Genomic DNA, 16,591 nt, shown 5'->3' with positions numbered 1-16,591 from the left:
CTCCTTGTGGGAGGGCGTTGTCGGAGGATGTTCGGAGGATGTGACGAACGGTCAGTCCGTGAAGCGCACGGTGTTGCGCAGCGTGCCGATGCCGGGGATCTCCGTCTCCAGCACGTCGCCGTCGGAGAGGAAGCGCCGCGGCTCGCGGGCCGCGCCGATGCCGCCCGGGGTCCCGGTCAGCACCAGGTCGCCGGGGCGCAGCACGGTGAAGGACGAGATGTACGCGAGCAGGTCGGCCGGGTCGAAGACCAGCGTCCGGGTGGAGTCGCGCTGCACCTGCTCGCCGTTGACCCGGCAGATCACCTCCACGCCCGCCGCCGGGTCGAGCTCGTCCGGCGTCACCACCACCGGGCCGACGGGGGTGGAGGCGTCCCAGGCCTTGCCCTGGAACCACTGCAGCGTCCGGTACTGCCAGTCGCGCACCGAGACGTCGTTGGCCACCGTGTAGCCCGCGATCCCGGTCAGCGCCGCCGCCCGGTCGGCGCGGCGCAGCGTCGCCCCCACCACGACGGCGAGCTCGGCCTCCCAGTCGACCTCCAGGCCCTTCGGCAGCACGAGGTCGTCCCCGGGGCCGGTGAGGGTGTCGGCGTGCTTGGCGAACAGCGTGGGGTGGGTGGGGAGTTCACGCCCGGTCTCGCGGATGTGGTCGGCGTAGTTGAGGCCGCAGCAGACGACCTTGCGGGGCGCGGGCAGCGGCAGCACCGGGACGGCGCCGTCGATCACCGCACCGGCTGTCGTCGGTGCCCCCGGTGCCAGCAGCGCCGACAGGTCGGCCGCGGGCAGGGCCCGCCAGACGTCCCCGTCGAGCACCGCGGCGCTGGTACCGCCCGCATGGGCCACTGTCGCGAGGTGCATGAGCCGTGCTCCTCCTTCGTCCGCCGCGTCCCGCCGGTATTTCATTATTTCTGCGACCGTCACGCGACTGTCAATAGATGCTACGGTGACGGCGCCCAAGTTCCCGTCACGCAGGAGCTCGCCATGGCAACCGATCTGACGCCCCGTCCGGTGAACCCCCCGTCCCTCCCGAAGCCCAGCGGCTACTCGCACGGCACGCTCAGCGGCAACACGCTCCACCTGGGCGGCCAGACCGCCCTCGACCGGGACATGAAGATCGTGCCGGGCGGCATCGTCGAACAGTTCCGCCAGGCCTTCGGCAACCTCCTCACCACCCTGGCCGCGGCGGGCGGCATCCCGCAGGACCTGGTGAGCGTGACGATCCACCTGACCGACATCCCCGACTACCAGGCGCACGGCCGCGAGATCGGCGAGGTCTGGCGCGAACTGGCCGGGCCGGTCTACCCCGCGATGGCCGGCATCGGCACCACGGGGCTCTGGCAGCCCGAGGCCCTGATCGAGATCCTCGGCGTCGCGGTCATCCCGGACGAGCGGCTCGTCCGGCCCGCCCGGCCCGAGGCCTCCTGACGCACCATCGGACCGAGCGCTCGGAGGCCGCAGTGCCCTCGTTCACCCCAGCTCCCGCAGGCCTGCTGCTCCGGGCCGGCCGCATCCACACCCTGGTCCCCGGCCAGGAGCCGCAGCGGGCGCTGGCCGTGCGCGGCGACCGGGTGTTCGCGGTCTCCGCGTCCCCGGACGGGCTGGACCACCTCCTCGGCCCGGACACCCGGGTGCTCGACCTGCCCGGCTCCACCGTGCTCCCGGCCTTCGACGACACCCACACCCACCTGATCGCCGCCGCCGACAGCGCCTTCGACGTGGCCGTGGACGGCGCCCGCTCGATCCCCGAGTTCCTCGACCTGATCCGCGCGCGGGCCGACCGGACACCGCCCGGCGAGTGGATCCGCACCGCCGGGCACTGGCAGGAGCTCAACCTCGCCGAACGCCGCTTCCCGACCGCCGCCGAACTCGACCGGGCCACCGACCGGCACCCGGCGCTGGTCCTGCGCGGGGTGCACAACCAGGTCCTCAACGGCCCCGCGCTGCGCCGGTGCGGCATCGACGCCGCCACCCCCGACCCGGTCGGCGGCGCCATCGCCCGCGACCCGGCCGGCCGCCCCACCGGCCACCTGCGCGGCGGCCTGGCCCTGATCCGGCCCCACCTCCCGGCGCCCGACCCGGCGGCCAAGCTGGACGGCCTGCGCCTGGCCACCCACTCCTACGCCGCCACCGGCATCGGCACCGTCCGCGACACCAACTCCACCCCGGCCGACCTGGCCGCCCTCCGGCAGCTCCGCGACTCCGGCCAACTCGGCTGCCGGGTCCGGGTGTTGCTCGGCACCCTCGGCTTCACCTCGGTGCGGCAGGTCGAAGACCTCCTCGACTCGACGGAGGACTCGCGGCAGGCCGACGACCCCTGGCTCCGCGTGTGGGGCGTGAAGTTCTGGATGGACGGCGGGATCGAATCCGCCGCGCTGGAGGCCCCGTACTGCCCGGCGCACTGCCCGACCCCCGGCTACACCGGACAACTCGCCTGGGATCCACCGGAGTTGGAAGCCGCCGTGGAGCTGGTGGCGCGGCGCGGCCTGCGGGTCGGCATCCACGCCTACGGTGACCGCGGCGTCCGCACCCTCCTCGACCTGTACGAGCGGGTCCAACGCCGCCTCCCCGGCCTCCCGTACGGCACCCTGGTGATGGAACACGGCGGCCTGGCGGACCGTCAGCAGCGCGAGCGGGCCGTCCGCCTGGGCGTCCCGGTGACCATCCAGCAGCCCCTGCTCCACGACGTCGCCGCCATCCAGTCCGAGTACTGGGGCAAGGACCGGGTAGCCGCCCTCTTCCCCGCCCGCGCCTGGCTCGACGCGGGAGCCGACGTCTCGGCCGGCTCGGACTACCCCGTCGGCGCGTACGGCGCCGCCCACTCCCTCCACGGCCTGACCACCCGCACCACCGTCGCCGGCATCCTCGGCCCCGAGCACGCCATCGACCGCACGGAGGCCGTCGCCCTCCACACCACAGCCGCCGCCCGCCTCACCGGCGAGACCCACCTGCGCGGCCGGCTCACCCCCGGCCGCCTCGCCGACCTCACCGTCTGGCCCGACGACCCGACGACCACCCCCGCCCGGACCCTCGACGGCCTGCTCCCCACCCACACCCTGCTCGGCGGCCACCTCGTGCACGGGGGTGGCTGAAGAAACAGAAGGACCCCGGCTTCCGCCGGGGTCCGGTGAGCTGTCGTCGGCGTCCTAGCCGGCCTGGTACGTGCCCGTCTCGCGGTCACGGTAGACCGAGCCCGCCTTGCGCAGCTGCTCCAGGTCCCGCCGTACGGTGCGCGGGTCGGGCTCGACCACGTAGGTCGTGCGGGCGCGCACCCAGTCCCAGGAGCCGCCGCCGTCCCGCATCGCCTGAAGGAGCTGGGCGCGCCTCTCGATGGCCGAGGTGGGCGCGGTGGGGGTGTTCTCGTTCATGGACCACATTCTCACCCGGGACCGCCGTACCTCCCAATCCCGCCCCGTCGCGGTGGTTCAGGACGGCTCCGGGTCCAGGGCTGCGGCGAGGGCCGCCGCCGGGTCGCGGTCGGCGGGGCCGGCGGGCCACCAGGTGCCGGACTCCTTGCGGTAGGGGTACCAGAGCCGGTCGGAGCCCAGGCGCAGCTGTGCGGCGCTGCCGGTGACGGTGAGTCGGTTGCGGGTGGCCCGCAGGACGGGGGCGCGCCCTCCCTCCCAGGCCTGTCCGACCGCGTCGCGGGCGGCGGCGAGTTCGTACGGCTCCGGGTCCCACGACTCGTTCAGGATCCGAAGGCCCTCGGGGCCGCAGTGGTGCCATGCGCGGACAGCGCGTGCAAGGTCGGTGGGGCCGAGCCCGGCCGCGTCCGCCAGGCGCGCGAGGACGGCGGGCGGGCCCTCGGCCGCGGCGAGGCGGACGACGTCCTGGTCGATGTCCAAGGGGTCGGCGGGTGCCGCGTCGGGATGGGTGGGCGAGAGCGCCTCGGCCAGCAGCCGTGCGGCGCGGCCTGCGGCATCGGCGGCGAGGAACTCCAGCGCGGCCGGGTCGATCTCGGCACCGGGGCCGGCCGCGTCGGCGAGTACCGCCGTGGGCCCGGGGCGGTCGACGGCGGGCGGTGGGCCGGGAATCGGCGGGAGCCCGGCCCTCGCCGCGGCGAAGACGTCCTTGGCGGGGACCGATCCGGCGGCTGACGGTACGTCATGGGTGCCGGCGGACTCCAGGGCTGCCTGTGCGGCGTTGCGTCGCTGCAGCTCGTCCATGAGCTCCTGCTCGCCGCGGCCCCGGAGCAGCAGCAGGACGAAGGGGTCCTGGTCGAGCAGCCGGGCGACCTGGTAGTAGACGGCGGCCGCGTGCTTGCAGGGGTGGCCCCAGTCGGGGCAGGAGCAGGCCGGGGTGAGCTCGCCCTGCCGGGGAAGCAGCCGTACCCCCGCCCGTGCGGCGTCCTCGACCAGTTCGGCGGGCATGTCACGGTCGAGCAGGGCCGCGATGTGCCCGGCCTGCCCGGCGGCGGCGTCCAGCAGCAGTTCCCAGTCGCGCTCGCTCAGCACCGGGATGTCCATCGACGTCCGGTACGGAGTACGACGGCTGCCCTGGACCCGGGCGGCGACCCGGCCGGGGGTCACGGTGATCTCGCCGACGTTGCCGCTCCTGGCGTAGGTACGGCCGCGGGCCAGGCGGCCGGTGGCGGAGCGCTGCTTCCCCTCCAGCGCCTCGACCCAGGCGTTGCCCCACCAGGACTCGGCGAACGAGCGGCGGCCCCGGGCGGGCGGCAGCGGGGGGAACGTCCGACTGCGCTCGGCGTCGGCCTTCCGAGCGGTGCGGCGGGCGCTCACGCGAGGGCCGCCTTGCGGGGGCGGGCCGTGCGCACGCGACCACCGGCCGTCCGCAGCTCCACCAGCTCGGCCAGCTCCGCATCCGTCAGTTCGGTCAACGCGGCCTCGCCGCCGCCCAGGACGGCCTCGGCGAGGTCCTTCTTGCGTTTCAGCAGCTCGGCGATGCGGTCCTCCACGGTGCCCTCCGCGATCATGCGGTGGACCTGGACCGGCTGGGTCTGGCCGATCCGGTAGGCACGGTCGGTGGCCTGGTCCTCGACGGCCGGGTTCCACCAGCGGTCGTAGTGGATGACGTGGGCGGCCCGGGTGAGGTTGAGGCCGGTGCCGGCGGCCTTCAACGACAGCAGGAAGACCGGGACTTCGCCGCCCTGGAAGCGCCGCACCATCTCCTCGCGCCGCTTGACCGTGGTGCCGCCGTGCAGGAACAGCGCCGGGATGCCGCGCTGCGCCAGGTGGCCTTCGATGATCCTGGCCATGGCGACGTACTGGGTGAAGACCAGCACGGCGTCGCCCTCGGCGAGGATGGTGTCGAGGAGCTCGTCCAGCAGACCGATCTTGCCGGACCGCTCGGCGACCCGGCTCGACCCGTCCTCCTTCAGGTACTGCGCCGGGTGGTTGCAGATCTGCTTGAGCCCGGTGAGCAGCTTGACGACCAGTCCGCGCCGCGCGATGCCCGTGCTGCCACGGATCTCGGCCATGGTTTCGCGCACCACGGCTTCGTAGAGCGCGATCTGTTCCTTCGTCAGGGCGACGACGCGGTCGGTCTCGGTCTTGGGCGGGAGCTCCGGGGCGATGCCCGGATCCGACTTCCTGCGGCGCAGCAGGAAGGGGCGGAGGAGGGTGCCGAGGCGCTCGGCGGCCCCGGGGTCGTCGCCGCGTTCCACGCTCCGGGCGTAGCGGTCCCGGAAGGTCCTGAGCGGGCCGAGCAGCCCCGGGGTGGTCCAGTCGAGCAGTGCCCACAGCTCGGAGAGGTTGTTCTCGACGGGCGTGCCGGTGAGGGCGACCCGAGCCCGGGAGGTGAGGGTGCGCAGCGCCTTGGCGGTGGCGGAGAACGGGTTCTTGACGTGCTGGGCCTCGTCGGCCACCAGCAGTCCCCAGGGCCCGGCGGCGTCGAGCCGGGCGGCGTCCCGGCGCATGGTGCCGTACGTGGTGAGCACGAACTCGCCTGCGGCCAGGCCGTTCAGCTCGCGGGCGGTGCCGTGGAAGCGGCGGACGGCGGTGCCGGGAGCGAACCGCTCGATCTCCCGCTGCCAGTTGCCGAGCAGGGAGGTCGGGCAGACCACCAGGGTTGGGCCGGCGGTGGCGGGATCGGCCTGGCGGTGCAGGTGCAGGGCGATCAGGGTGATGGTCTTGCCGAGGCCCATGTCGTCGGCGAGGCACCCGCCGAGGCCGAGTGAGGTCATCCGGTGCAGCCAGCCGAGGCCGCGCACCTGGTAGTCGCGCAGGGTGGCCTGGAGCGCGGCGGGCTGCGGCAGGGGTTCGCGGCGGGCGGTCGCCTCGGGGTCGGCGAGGCGCTCGCGCAGCTCGGCGAGCCACCCCGAGGAGCGGACCTCGACCAGCTCCCCGTCGACCTCGGCGCTGCCGGTGAGGGCGGCGGAGAGAGCGTCCAGCGGGGTGAGGCGCCTCTCCTCGCGCTCGCGGGCGCGCCGCACCGTCTCCGGGTCGAGCAGCACCCACTGGTCGCGCAGCCGGACCATCGGACGCTGCGCCTCGGCGAGGCGGTCCAGCTCAGCCTTGGTCAATTCCCTTCCGCCGACCGTGAGTTGCCAGCGGAAGGCGAGCAGCTTCTCGGCGGAGAGCAGGGAGGGAAGATCGGAGCCGGCCTGCTCCGACGGCTCGACCACCGCACGGGCGGTGAGCTCGCGCGCCAGTTCCTTGGGCCAGTGGAGCTGGAGCCCGGCCGCCGCCAGGCGCACTGCGGCGTCGCCGAGCAGTTCCCGGACCTCCTCGTCGGACAGCTCCAGCTCGGCCGGGGCGGCTGCCGTCAGCAGCCGGGCCAGCGGCGGCCACACCCGGGCGGCCCGACGCAGCGTCAGCAGCGTGTCGACCCTGGTGCGGGGGCCGAAGGCGTCACCGGCGGCCGCGCGGCCCGCCCACAGGTCGGCGGCGTCGGTGACCAGGGTCGCGTCACCGAGGCTGTGCAGCTGGACGACCGCGCGGAAGGGCAGGTGCGCACTGTCATCCTCCCAACTGCCGTCCTCCCACCCGTCCTCCCACCCGTCGTACCGGTCATCGGACTCGTCGGGATCCCCGGCCACGAGGCCTGCCGCCCCGGGCAGTTCCAGACGCAGCGACACCCGTACCCCGGCGTCCAGCCCGGCGGCGGTCTCGGCTGCCCACCCCCGGTGCGCGCCCGCCTGCTGGGGTGCGGGGGAGGCCCACGCCGGGCCGCCGGCCGCGAGATGGGCGGCCGGGGTGCGGGGCATCCCGTCGGCGACCGCGTCCAGGAAGGCGCGCAGCAGCGGCTCGGCCTCGGGCAGTCGCAGGGGAGTGCGCTCCGGGAACGGCACGGCGCGGGCTTCCGGTGGCATGGCGGCGGCGAGCTCGCGGACCCGCCGGAGGTCGTCCTGGTCCAGCGGGCCGACTCGCCAGGCGTCCGTGCCGCCCGGGCTGACGCCGGGCAACAGCCGCCCCCGTGCGATCAGTTGAAGGGCGAGCAGACCGGCTGCCCCCCAGAAGGCGGCGGCCGGGCCGGCCCCGGGAGCGGTACGGGCCCGGGTGAGGACGGGCAGTGCCTGAGCGACGGTCAGGATGGTGGCCGGTACGGTGCGGCGGCGCGCCGAAGCACCGTGCGGGCGGGCGACGACGAGTTGGGTGACGTCTCCCCGGCCGGGTGGGGCGGTCCCGTCGGGGCGCCAGAACGCCACCTGCCCGAGCCGGGGCGGATCGGCTGGCCGGAACACGGCGGCGCAGGTGCCGAGCGCGGAGAACTCGGCCGGGGTCAAGGGGGCCGGAGTACGGGGCGTCTCGGTGAGGTGGTGCACGGTTGCCACGATGCGCTTGCCACTCCCCAACGATCCGAACCGGTCTGTCCCGGAGCATAGGGGACCGAGGTGCCCGGCAGTGGCGGCCCGTCGGAGAATCGTTGGATCGGGCCCGTACCGTCCCTGCCTGCGGTTATCCTCGCGGGCATGGAGCAGCAGGCCGGGCAGACGGCGAGCGAGATGGGTGGCGAGCCGCTGACGGAGGAGCAGCTCTGGCAGCGGCTCACCGCGTACTCCTACCTGAGCGCACCCGAGCGGCTGGAGTACGTCGCGCTCATGCGGGTGTTCTGCTCGACCCTGCTGGCGGATCTGGCGGTGCCGGACATCCTGGCGAAGCTGGCGGAGAGCGAGGCCTGGTCAGGCCGGGCCGACGCCGAGACGGTGACCGCCCGGCTGGAGCAGCTGGTGAAGTGGGGCAACCTGCTGCGCAGCACGCACACCGTCAAGGCGGCCAGCATCGCCGAGTACCAGCGGTCGCGGGCGCGGTACCAGCTCTCGAAGCTCGGCGAGCGGGTGCAGCGGGACGCGGACGAGGTGCTGGCGGGGGCGGACGCGGCCCGTGAGGTGAGCAGCGAACTGCTCGCGCTGGTGGACCGCGGTCTGCGCGAGCTGCTGTCGGCGGTGGCCCGGCCCGGTGGCGCGGACCCGCAGGAGGCGCTGGAGAAGATCAGCACGCTGTTCGTGCAGTTCGCCGAATTCGCCGATTCGATACGGGACTTCTACGCCTACCTGGGGCAGGTGCTGTCCCGCTACGACCTGGACGGCGGGGAGTACCAGGGTTTCAAGGAACTGCTGCTGGACTACGTCGAGGCCATCACCGAGGACGTGTCCTTCCGCTCGCCGAGGATCGCGTCGAGCCTCGCGGAGCTGTGGCCCGACCTGCCCGGTCTGCTGAAGCGGATCGACGAACACGCGGTCGGCCTCGGCACGCTGGCGGACCGGACCCGCGTCCAGCGCAGCCGGGGGCGGGAGTTGACGGACTGGGAGGGTCTGCGCGGCTGGTTCGAGGACCTGGACGGCCAGGGCAGCCAGGTGGACCAGTTGCGGGGTGCCACGCTCCGGGCGCTCCAGTCCCTGCTGGCCAATGCCAAGCGGATGCTGCGCTCGGCCTCGGGAGAGATGTCCCGGCGCCGGGACCTGCTCCGGCTCGCGGCCTGGTTCGACGCGGCCGAGCCGGAGACCGCGCACGACCTGGCAGTGGCCGCGTTCGGCCTGTACGGCGCCCGCCACCTGGGGGTGGCACCCGATCCGGAGGGGGTGGTGTCCGCCCACGTCAGCTGGTGGAGCGGCCCGGTGGTGGACGTGCCGGTGACCCTGCGGGAGCGCGGCGACCGCGCCCAGCGCGGTCGCGCCGCCGCGGTCGAGGACCACTCCGCCCAGAAGCGGCGCCTGCTGGACCGGGCGCGGGCGCTGGCGGGCGCCCGGCAGGAGGCGGCGGACGAGCTGCGCAGCGCCTCGGGCCGTTTCGCGCAGGTCCGGCTGACCTCCGCCGCGATGGCGCTGCTGCTGGAGCTGCTGGCCTCCGCGCTCGGGAACGCCCAGCTGCGCCGGCCCACCCGGGGTGACTTCACGCTGGAGGGCGTCTCGGCAGGTGACGCGGAGCTGGACCTCAGGCTGACGGCCCGTCGGGTCGCCGGCGCCGGCACGGTGCTGCACTCGGTGGACGGCGACCTGCTGGTGGACGACCTGGAGCTGGCCCTCGGCCGGTACGCCGCCACCGAGCCGGCGGGGGCCGGAGTCTGATGGTGCTGCCCTCCACCCACGACGTCGAGCTGGCCGCCGAGCGCCGGGCGGCGGCCAGGCTGCTGCTCGCCCAGCCGCTGGTGCACGCGGACGGGCCGCACGGTGAGACCTTCCTGCTGATCCGCCGTCATGCCGACTGGCTCGGGCCGCGGTTCCAACAGGTGCTCGGCTACCGGCTGCTGGTGGAGGCCCGGTTCGCCAGGCTGTTCAAGGCGGGGCTGGGCCCGGGGGCCGGACACCGGTTGGTGCGGTCCACCGGCACCCCGTTCACCCCGCGCACCTACGCCTGTCTGGCGCTCGCCCTCTCGGCGCTGGTGACCGCGCCCGAGCAGGTCCTGCTGTCCCAGCTGGTGGCGGACGTGCGAGCGGCGGCGGTCGACGCCGGGCTGGAACTCGCCGACACCGGCCGCCAGGCGGAGAAGCGGACGCTGGCGGCCGCGTTCCGGCAGCTGGTCGGGTGGGGCGTGCTGACGGAGGTCGAGGGAAGCGTCGGCTCGGTGACCGAGGAGTCCGAGGGGGAGGCGCTGCTGACGGTCGACCGGGAGATCGCCCGCTCGATCGTCGCGGGCCCGCTCGCCCGCAGCCGGGACGGCGCCGACCTGATCGGCCGCGCGGCCGACCCGGGCTTCGGCGGGGCGCGGACGTACGTACGGCGCAGGCTGGTGGAGACACCGGTGGTCCACCTGGACGAGCTCACCGCCGGCGAGCGCGAATGGCTGCGTACCCGCCAGCGCCGGGAGGCCCAGGCCTTCGCCGAACTGCTCGGCCTGGAGGCGGAGATCCGCGCCGAGGGGATCGCCCTGGTCGACCCGGACGAGGAGTTGACGGACCTGCACTTCCCCGGCACCGGCACGGTCGCCCAGGCCGCGCTGCTGCTGGTGGAGCGGTTGGTGCGGCACCTGCGCCCCGACGGTGCCGGCCACCCCGCCACCGGTGGCCGGCTGGTGATCGGCGTGCCGATCCCGCCCGGGCTGGTGGACGAGATCCTGCACGACCTGGTCGAGGAGTACGGCCGGCGCGGCAACTGGCAGCGCGGCTACGTCGAGGACCCGGCGGCGCTGCGCGCTGACGTGCTCGACCTGCTGGCCAGGATGCGGCTGGCCGCCCCGGCGGGCCCGCTGCGGGCGGAGGGCTTCGGCGTGCCGGACGGGTACGAGACCGAGGCCCCGGCCGGTCGGCAGGTCACCGATGTGCGGGAGGCCCGGGGGTACCCGGGCGGCGGCTGGGTGCTGCTCGCCGCGGCCGCCCGCTACGCCACCACCGTCACCGTCCGGAAGGCCGCCCGGCCGTCCGCCTTCAGCCCGCAGCCCGACACCAGCCCGCTGGGAGATCCGACACCGTGAGCCGCGAATCCGCCGGAGCCCAGCACCTCGGCCGTGGCCGGTACCGGCTGCACCGGGCGGGCATCCGTAACGTCTGGCAGTACGACGAGCAGGAGTTCGCGTTCGGCGACGGCCGGCTGCTGCTGCGCGGCAAGAACGGGGCCGGCAAGTCCAAGGCGCTCGAACTGCTGCTGCCCTTCCTGCTGGACGGCGACACCCGGGCCCTCGACGCCACCGGCACGGGCCGCACCACCCTCGCCTGGCTGATGCTCGACGGGTTCGAACAGACCAACCGGCTGGGCTACCTGTGGGTGGAGTTCCGCCGCGCCGACGAGGTCGGCGAGGTCGGCGAGGTCGGCGAGGACGGTGAGGTCGGCGGGACGGGCGAGGCCGGTGAGGCCGGTGGGCAGTTCCTGACCCTCGGCGCGGCCATCCGCGCGTCGAAGTCCGCCAACACCGCCAAGCCGTACTTCTTCACCACCACCCGGCGGATCGGCCACGACCTGCACCTGGCCGAGGCCGGTCAGCCGCTGCCACTGGACCGGCTGCGCGCGAGCGTGGGCACCGACCAGGTGCAGGAGCGGGCGGCCGACCACCGGGCGCGGGTGGCACGGGAGTTGTTCGGCATCACCGACAGCGCCCGCTACCGCAACCTGACCCAGCTGCTGCACCGGCTCCGCCGCCCCACCATCGGCGACCGGATCGAGTCGGGAGGGCTGGTCGCCGTCCTCAGCGAGACGCTGCCCGGGCTGGACGAGGACGTGATCGAAAGGGTCGCCCGCAACCTGGACGACCTCGACAACGTCCGCGGGGACCTCGGCCGGCTGGAGAAGACCGACGCCGCGCTGAGCCACTTCCTCGGCGGCTACCGGGGCTACCTGCACGGCGTGCTGCGCCGCCGGGCCGTCCGGGTCGGCGAGGAGCTGGGGCGGCTCGGAGACCGGCGCAAGGCGGCGGGGGAGGCCGGAAGGCTGGTCGCCGAGCTGACGGCCGGTGAGGAGACGGCGGCGGAGGTCCGCGACCGGCTGCGGCAGGAGCAGGAGGACGCGAAGGCGGAACTCGACGCGCTGCGCCTGAGCACCGGCTACCGCAGCCTGCAGGAGCTCGGCGAGCGCCGGAGCACGGTGGCCGCGCTGCGGACGGCGGCCGAGTCGGCCTTCACCGGATGGCAGCTCGCCCACGGCGCGGCGGACGCCGCCGGCGCCACGGTGTCGGCCGGAGCCGACCGGGTGGGCACCGCGCTGCGCCGACTCGGCTCCGCACACGCGGAGTTGGGGGAGGCGGCCGACCGTTCCGCGACGGGCCGGGCCCATCTGGGGGAGCCGGCCGCAGCCCCGGTCACCGTGCTGGCGGCCGCCGCCGAGGAGGAGCTCCCCGGCCCCGACGGTGACAGCCTGCTGCTGCGCCGGGAGCGGGTCCGGGCCTTCGACCCGGCCGCCGTGGCGGAGGCCCTGCACGGCTGGGACGGCCAACTGGCCGCAGCGGAGCCGGTGGTGAGGGCCAGGCAGCGGACGGTCGGGGAGCTGGCCGGGCTGCTGACCCGGGCCCGCACGGCTGCCGACGCCGCGCGCGAGGCGGACCGTGAGCGCGAGCGCCTGGAGGAACGGACCGAGGAGGCCGCCGCCGAGACCGAGCGCCGACGTCAACTGGTGCTCGCGGCAAGCGACTTGTACGCAGCCGAGGTGTCCGCCTGGGCGGGCCGGCTGGAGGGCCTGGCCGAGGTGCCGTTGGAGGCCGTCCGCGCGCTGGTGGCCCGGGACGGCGCGGCCGACACCGCCTTCACCGAACGGGCGCTCCCGGCCGAGACCCGGGAGGACGTGGAGATCGCGGCCGACCAGGCCCTCGCCGGCCCGGTCGAGCAGCTGGCGGAGGACCGGGGCAGCGCCCGGCTCCAGGTCCGTGAACTCTCCACGGCCATCGCCTCCCTGGAGCGGGAGAAGGACGAGTGGGAGCGGCGCTCCGACCCCGAGCCACCGCCCTCCCGCTACCGGGACGCGGACCGGCAGCCGGCCACCGGCGCACCCCTGTACCGCCTGGTCGACTTCGTGGACGGGCTGACGGCGGCCGACCAGGCGGGTCTCGAAGCGGCGCTCGAAGCCGGTGGGCTGCTCGACGCCTGGGTGACGGCCGAAGGAACGGTCATCGACCCGCTCACCCGCGACACCGTGCTCGCCCCCGGCCGGTCCGCGGTCGCCGGCCCCACCGTGGCGACGGTGCTGCGCCCCGTCGCGACAGCCGGCGCCGCGGTGACGGAGCGCCAGATCGCCGAGCTGCTCTGGGCCATCGCGCTGATACCGCCCGGCACGCCGTTCGACCCGGACGGGCACAGCGCGATCAGCGCGGACGGCCGGTGGCGTCTCGGCGTGGCACAGGGCGCCTACGCCAAACCACGGGCCGAGTACCTCGGCACCGAGGTCCGGGCCGCGACGAGGCGCCGGCGGATCGCCGAACTCGCCGAGCAGATCGACGCCGCGCAGGGCCAACTCGCCCTGGCGGAAGTGCAGGTGCGGAAGCTGACCGATCGGCTCGCCGAGCTGACCGCAGCCCTCCGGCGCCGCCCGAAGGCCCAGGGCCTCACCGACGCCTGGGCCCACCTGACCGCCGCCGGACGGGCGGAGTCCACCCTCGCCCGGGCCACCGCCACGGCGGCGGGCGCCGCGAACCAGGCGCGGGCCGCGAGCGCGGAGGCCCGCCGGCAGGCCGAGGCAGCGGCAACCGCGCACGCCCTGCCGACCGACCCCGATGCCCTCGACGCCGTCCGGGACGCCCTGCGCGACCTGACCGCAGGCCTGGCCCGGCTCCGGGACGACCTGCGCGCAGCGGGCGCCACGGCGGCCGCCCACCGGGAGGAGATCACCGGCTACGACCGGGCCCGCGCCCGCCTGGCCGACGCGGAGAGCGACTACCGGCGGCACCGCGGCGAACTGTCCTCCGCCCGGCGGGCCCTCCACACACTGGAGGAGGCGGTCGGCACCTCGGAGCACGAACTCCTCGACCGGGAGGACCGGATCAGCCGTCGCCTCGACGCCGCGGCCGTCGAACTGCCCAAGGCCGAGCGGACCTTGGCGGACCTGCACGACCGGCGCGTGCGCGCCGAACAGGCCGAGCTGGTCAGCCGCGACGAGCTCCGCGCGCAGGAGACCGAGGTGATCGACTCCGGCCGCGCCCTGCGCACCGCGCTCGCCACCCCGGAGGTGGCGCGGGGCGCCGGCCTGGCGGCCCACGCCGAACTGAGCGCCGTCGAACCGACCACCGCCGACCCCGCGCACGGTGACGTGCGAGCCCGGCTCAAGGCCCTGCACACCCTGACGGACGTCTGCCGAGGAGCCCTCGACGCCGAACGCCGGGACGTCACCGGCACCACCCTGCTCAACCGCTTCAACGACCTGCGCGACCAACTGGCCGGCGGCTACGACGCGGCCCTGGAGGAACTCGACGGCATCATGGTCTGCCACCTGGTCGACGACCTGGGCCAGCACGACGTCGCCCTGGTCGGCGAGCGGATCGCCGGCCAGGCAGCCGAGGCCCGCTCCCGGCTCACCGAACGCGAGCACGAGGTCTTCCAGCGCTTCCTCACTGGCGAACTCGGCGACAACCTGTCCCGTCAGGTCCTGTCCGCAGGCGCCCTGGTGGCGGCACTCAACGACACCCTGCGCTCGGTACGTACCTCGCACGGGCTCGGCGTCGAACTCGACTGGCGGCTCGCCGACACGGTGGACGCCGACGTCCGCGCCGCGGTGGAACTGCTGCGCAGCCCGTCCGGACTGCGCACCCGTGAGCAGTCCGAGCAGCTCCGGGAAGTCCTCCAGCGGCGGATCGAGGACGCCCGCCGGGCCGACCCCGGAGCCGGCTACGCCGCCCACCTGCGGAGCGCGCTCGACTACCGGACCTGGTTCACCTTCCAGCCCTGGGTCGTCAACGAGGCGGCGGCCGTACGGCGGCGCAAGTTCTCCGGCCGTACCGGCCTGAGCCAGGGAGAGCAGCGCGTCCTCTCCTACCTGGTGCTCTTCGCCGCGGCCGCCGCCCACTTCACCACCCTGGCGGAGACCGCCCCGCAGGTGCCCCGGCTCATCCTGCTCGACGACGCCTTCGCCAAGGTCGACGAACCGACCCACGCCCGGCTCGGCCGGATCCTGGTCGACCTCGATCTGGACTTCGTCCTCACCAGCGAACGGCTGATGGGGAACTGGCCTGACGTCCCGTCACTCCACATCTACGAATGCCTGCGCGACCCCGGCCACCGAGGCGTCGCCACCCTCCACTACGCCTGGAACGGCCGCAACCGCCGCCTGGTGACCGAATGAGCCGACCTGACCACCAGCTGCCGTCCTCGGCCATCACCTGGCTCTCCCAACCCGAACTCGCCGGACTCTGGACCGCCGTCCGGGCCCGCCTGGAGCGCAACGGCCTGCACATCGGCGGCAGCATCCGGCTCACCGGCCTCGACGCACCGTCACGAGAAGCACTCTCCCTCCTACTCGGCCGCCGGATCGGCAGCCCCACCACCACCATCCGGTTGGCCGACCTGGACACCCGCCTCCGCGCCGGCGCGGCCGGGTGCGGCCTGGCGGACACGGTCCGCCTGCTCGGCGGCCCGCTCACCGACCGGCAGGCGGCGCGCTCCGCCGCCCAGTCCGTCCGCACCGACCTCTGGGCTGTGGTGGCTGCCTCGCTCGCCACCTCACCCCTGGCGGACGAGGACTGGGCCCACCAGTGGCTGGCCGACATCCGACGCACCGGCACCGCCGGCCGCCTCCCGGCCGAAGCCGCCAAGGACCTCCTCCAGCAGGCCATCCGGCTCCTCGGCTTGCTCCGCCCGGCCGCAGAATCCACCCCGCCGCTCCGAGGCCGGGGCGAACTCGCCACCCTGGTCACCGGTACCGCCCACGGCCTGGACGACGACACCCTGCTCTCCCGCCTCGTCCTCCGCGGCCTCGCCCTCGCCCACGGTTCACCACTCCCCGCCGACGCCGCAGGCCGGCGCGCCCTCTGGCGGCTCGCCGCCGTCTCCCCTGACGAAGTGTCAAGCACCGTCCTCACCTACGGCCTCCGCCCAGCCGGCCACGGCTGGCGCGAGCGGGCACTGCGCGAACGCGCGGACCACCACGCCGAGACCCACCTGACCCTGCGCGAACTCCGCTCCCTCGACCTCTCCACACCCTCCCGCACCCCGGTACACATCTGCGAGAACCCCCAGGTCGTCGAGGCGGCAGCCGCCTCCGAATGCCGCGCCACCCTCATCTGCACCTCGGGCAGCGCCGCCACCGTCGTCCTCGAACTCCTGGACACCCTGTCCGCCGCCGGCCGCGACTTCGCCTACCACGGCGACTTCGACTGGCCCGGCATCGCCCTCGCCAACCGCCTCGTCCACCGCTACCACGCCCGCCCCTGGCGGATGACGGCCGACGACTACGAACACCTCGCCGCCCACACCCACGCCCAGGGCAGCCCACCCCTGCCCCTCACGGGCACACCGGTCGACGCCCTCTGGGACCCGGGCCTCAGACCCGCCATGGCCGCCCTCGACACCGCCCTGCACGAGGAGTCCGCGCTCCACCTGCTGATCGCCGACCTGGCCTGATCCACCAGGTCACCCGCCCCTTGCACGGAGCCCGTAGAAGCAGAAGGACCCCACCTGAGGTGGGGTCCTTCCTGGTGTCCGATCGGATGAGTCCCGATGCGGATGCGCCTCCGGGCATGGGAGGACGGGCACCCGCTGTCCGTGTGTCGCGTCAGGCCACGGCGGACGGGACCGGCACCACCTGCTTTCACCCATCCGCCGCGGCCCGTGCGGGAGTTCTCGCGTCCG

10 protein-coding genes are annotated in these 16,591 nt (G+C 74.8%); 6 read left to right on the top strand and 4 right to left on the bottom strand.

Translation table 11 applies throughout. From position 1 onward, the window contains the following. Positions 1–51: 51 nt before the first annotated feature. Positions 52–855 (bottom strand): fumarylacetoacetate hydrolase family protein, encoded by an 804-nt coding sequence (locus ACZ6ZR_RS02635; RefSeq protein ID WP_465638619.1) that lies wholly within the window; start codon positions 853–855, stop codon positions 52–54. Positions 856–978: 123 nt separating this feature from the next. On the opposite strand from ACZ6ZR_RS02635, the gene ACZ6ZR_RS02630 reads away from it, so the two are divergent. Continuing rightward, the gene (locus ACZ6ZR_RS02630) at positions 979–1,422 is read left to right on the top strand and encodes a RidA family protein (protein WP_465638617.1); all 444 of its coding nucleotides are present in this window, start codon (positions 979–981) and stop codon (positions 1,420–1,422) included. A 32-nt stretch (positions 1,423–1,454) separates the two neighbouring features. Next, the gene (locus tag ACZ6ZR_RS02625) at positions 1,455–3,086 is read left to right on the top strand and encodes an amidohydrolase (protein ID WP_465638615.1); all 1,632 of its coding nucleotides are present in this window, start codon (positions 1,455–1,457) and stop codon (positions 3,084–3,086) included. 54 nt (positions 3,087–3,140) lie between these two features. On the opposite strand, the gene ACZ6ZR_RS02620 is transcribed toward ACZ6ZR_RS02625, so the two are convergent. The 3 genes from ACZ6ZR_RS02620 to ACZ6ZR_RS02610 are packed head-to-tail and all read right to left on the bottom strand — an operon-like array spanning position 3,141 to position 7,717. Then, on the bottom strand, positions 3,141–3,362 hold the full coding sequence (locus ACZ6ZR_RS02620; RefSeq protein WP_465638613.1) for a hypothetical protein: 222 nt from the start codon (positions 3,360–3,362) through the stop codon (positions 3,141–3,143). 57 nt (positions 3,363–3,419) lie between these two features. Beyond that, the gene (locus ACZ6ZR_RS02615; protein ID WP_465638611.1) at positions 3,420–4,733 is read right to left on the bottom strand and encodes an SWIM zinc finger family protein; all 1,314 of its coding nucleotides are present in this window, start codon (positions 4,731–4,733) and stop codon (positions 3,420–3,422) included. Then, positions 4,730–7,717, bottom strand: coding sequence for a DEAD/DEAH box helicase (locus tag ACZ6ZR_RS02610; RefSeq protein WP_465638609.1), 2,988 nt, complete (start codon positions 7,715–7,717; stop codon positions 4,730–4,732). The genes ACZ6ZR_RS02615 and ACZ6ZR_RS02610 overlap by 4 nt, the downstream gene beginning before the upstream one ends. 147 nt (positions 7,718–7,864) lie before the next feature. On the opposite strand from ACZ6ZR_RS02610, the gene ACZ6ZR_RS02605 reads away from it, so the two are divergent. Genes ACZ6ZR_RS02605 through ACZ6ZR_RS02590 form a run of 4 tightly spaced genes read left to right on the top strand, consistent with a single transcriptional unit; the run spans position 7,865 to position 16,363 of the window. Then, positions 7,865–9,460 carry a TIGR02677 family protein gene (locus tag ACZ6ZR_RS02605; RefSeq protein WP_465638607.1) on the top strand — a complete coding sequence of 532 codons (1,596 nt, stop codon included), beginning with the start codon at positions 7,865–7,867 and terminating at the stop codon, positions 9,458–9,460. Then, positions 9,460–10,803, top strand: coding sequence for a TIGR02678 family protein (locus ACZ6ZR_RS02600; RefSeq protein WP_465638605.1), 1,344 nt, complete (start codon positions 9,460–9,462; stop codon positions 10,801–10,803). The genes ACZ6ZR_RS02605 and ACZ6ZR_RS02600 overlap by 1 nt, the downstream gene beginning before the upstream one ends. Continuing rightward, on the top strand, positions 10,800–15,086 hold the full coding sequence (locus ACZ6ZR_RS02595) for a TIGR02680 family protein (protein WP_465638604.1): 4,287 nt from the start codon (positions 10,800–10,802) through the stop codon (positions 15,084–15,086). The genes ACZ6ZR_RS02600 and ACZ6ZR_RS02595 overlap by 4 nt, the downstream gene beginning before the upstream one ends. Next, complete coding sequence (locus ACZ6ZR_RS02590; RefSeq protein ID WP_465638602.1) at positions 15,083–16,363, top strand: TIGR02679 family protein; 1,281 nt, start codon at positions 15,083–15,085, stop codon at positions 16,361–16,363. Before ACZ6ZR_RS02595 ends, ACZ6ZR_RS02590 begins: the two co-directional genes overlap by 4 nt. The last annotated feature ends 228 nt before the right edge of the window (positions 16,364–16,591 follow it).

The sequence above is a fragment of the Kitasatospora sp. NPDC088742 genome (assembly GCF_055584905.1).
The sequence above is the reverse complement of the archived record's forward strand: the minus strand, read 5'-3'. Positions and strand labels throughout refer to the sequence as shown.

What these genes read in the sequence shown, in the direction of transcription:
- ACZ6ZR_RS02635 (WP_465638619.1), bottom strand. Translation starts at nt 855, where the DNA reads ATGCACCTCGCGACAGTGGCCCATGCGGGCGGTACCAGCGCCGCGGTG.
- ACZ6ZR_RS02630 (WP_465638617.1), top strand. Translation starts at nt 979, where the DNA reads ATGGCAACCGATCTGACGCCCCGTCCGGTGAACCCCCCGTCCCTCCCG.
- ACZ6ZR_RS02620 (WP_465638613.1), bottom strand. Translation starts at nt 3,362, where the DNA reads ATGAACGAGAACACCCCCACCGCGCCCACCTCGGCCATCGAGAGGCGC.
- ACZ6ZR_RS02605 (WP_465638607.1), top strand. Translation starts at nt 7,865, where the DNA reads ATGGAGCAGCAGGCCGGGCAGACGGCGAGCGAGATGGGTGGCGAGCCG.
- ACZ6ZR_RS02600 (WP_465638605.1), top strand. Translation starts at nt 9,460, where the DNA reads ATGGTGCTGCCCTCCACCCACGACGTCGAGCTGGCCGCCGAGCGCCGG.
- ACZ6ZR_RS02590 (WP_465638602.1), top strand. Translation starts at nt 15,083, where the DNA reads ATGAGCCGACCTGACCACCAGCTGCCGTCCTCGGCCATCACCTGGCTC.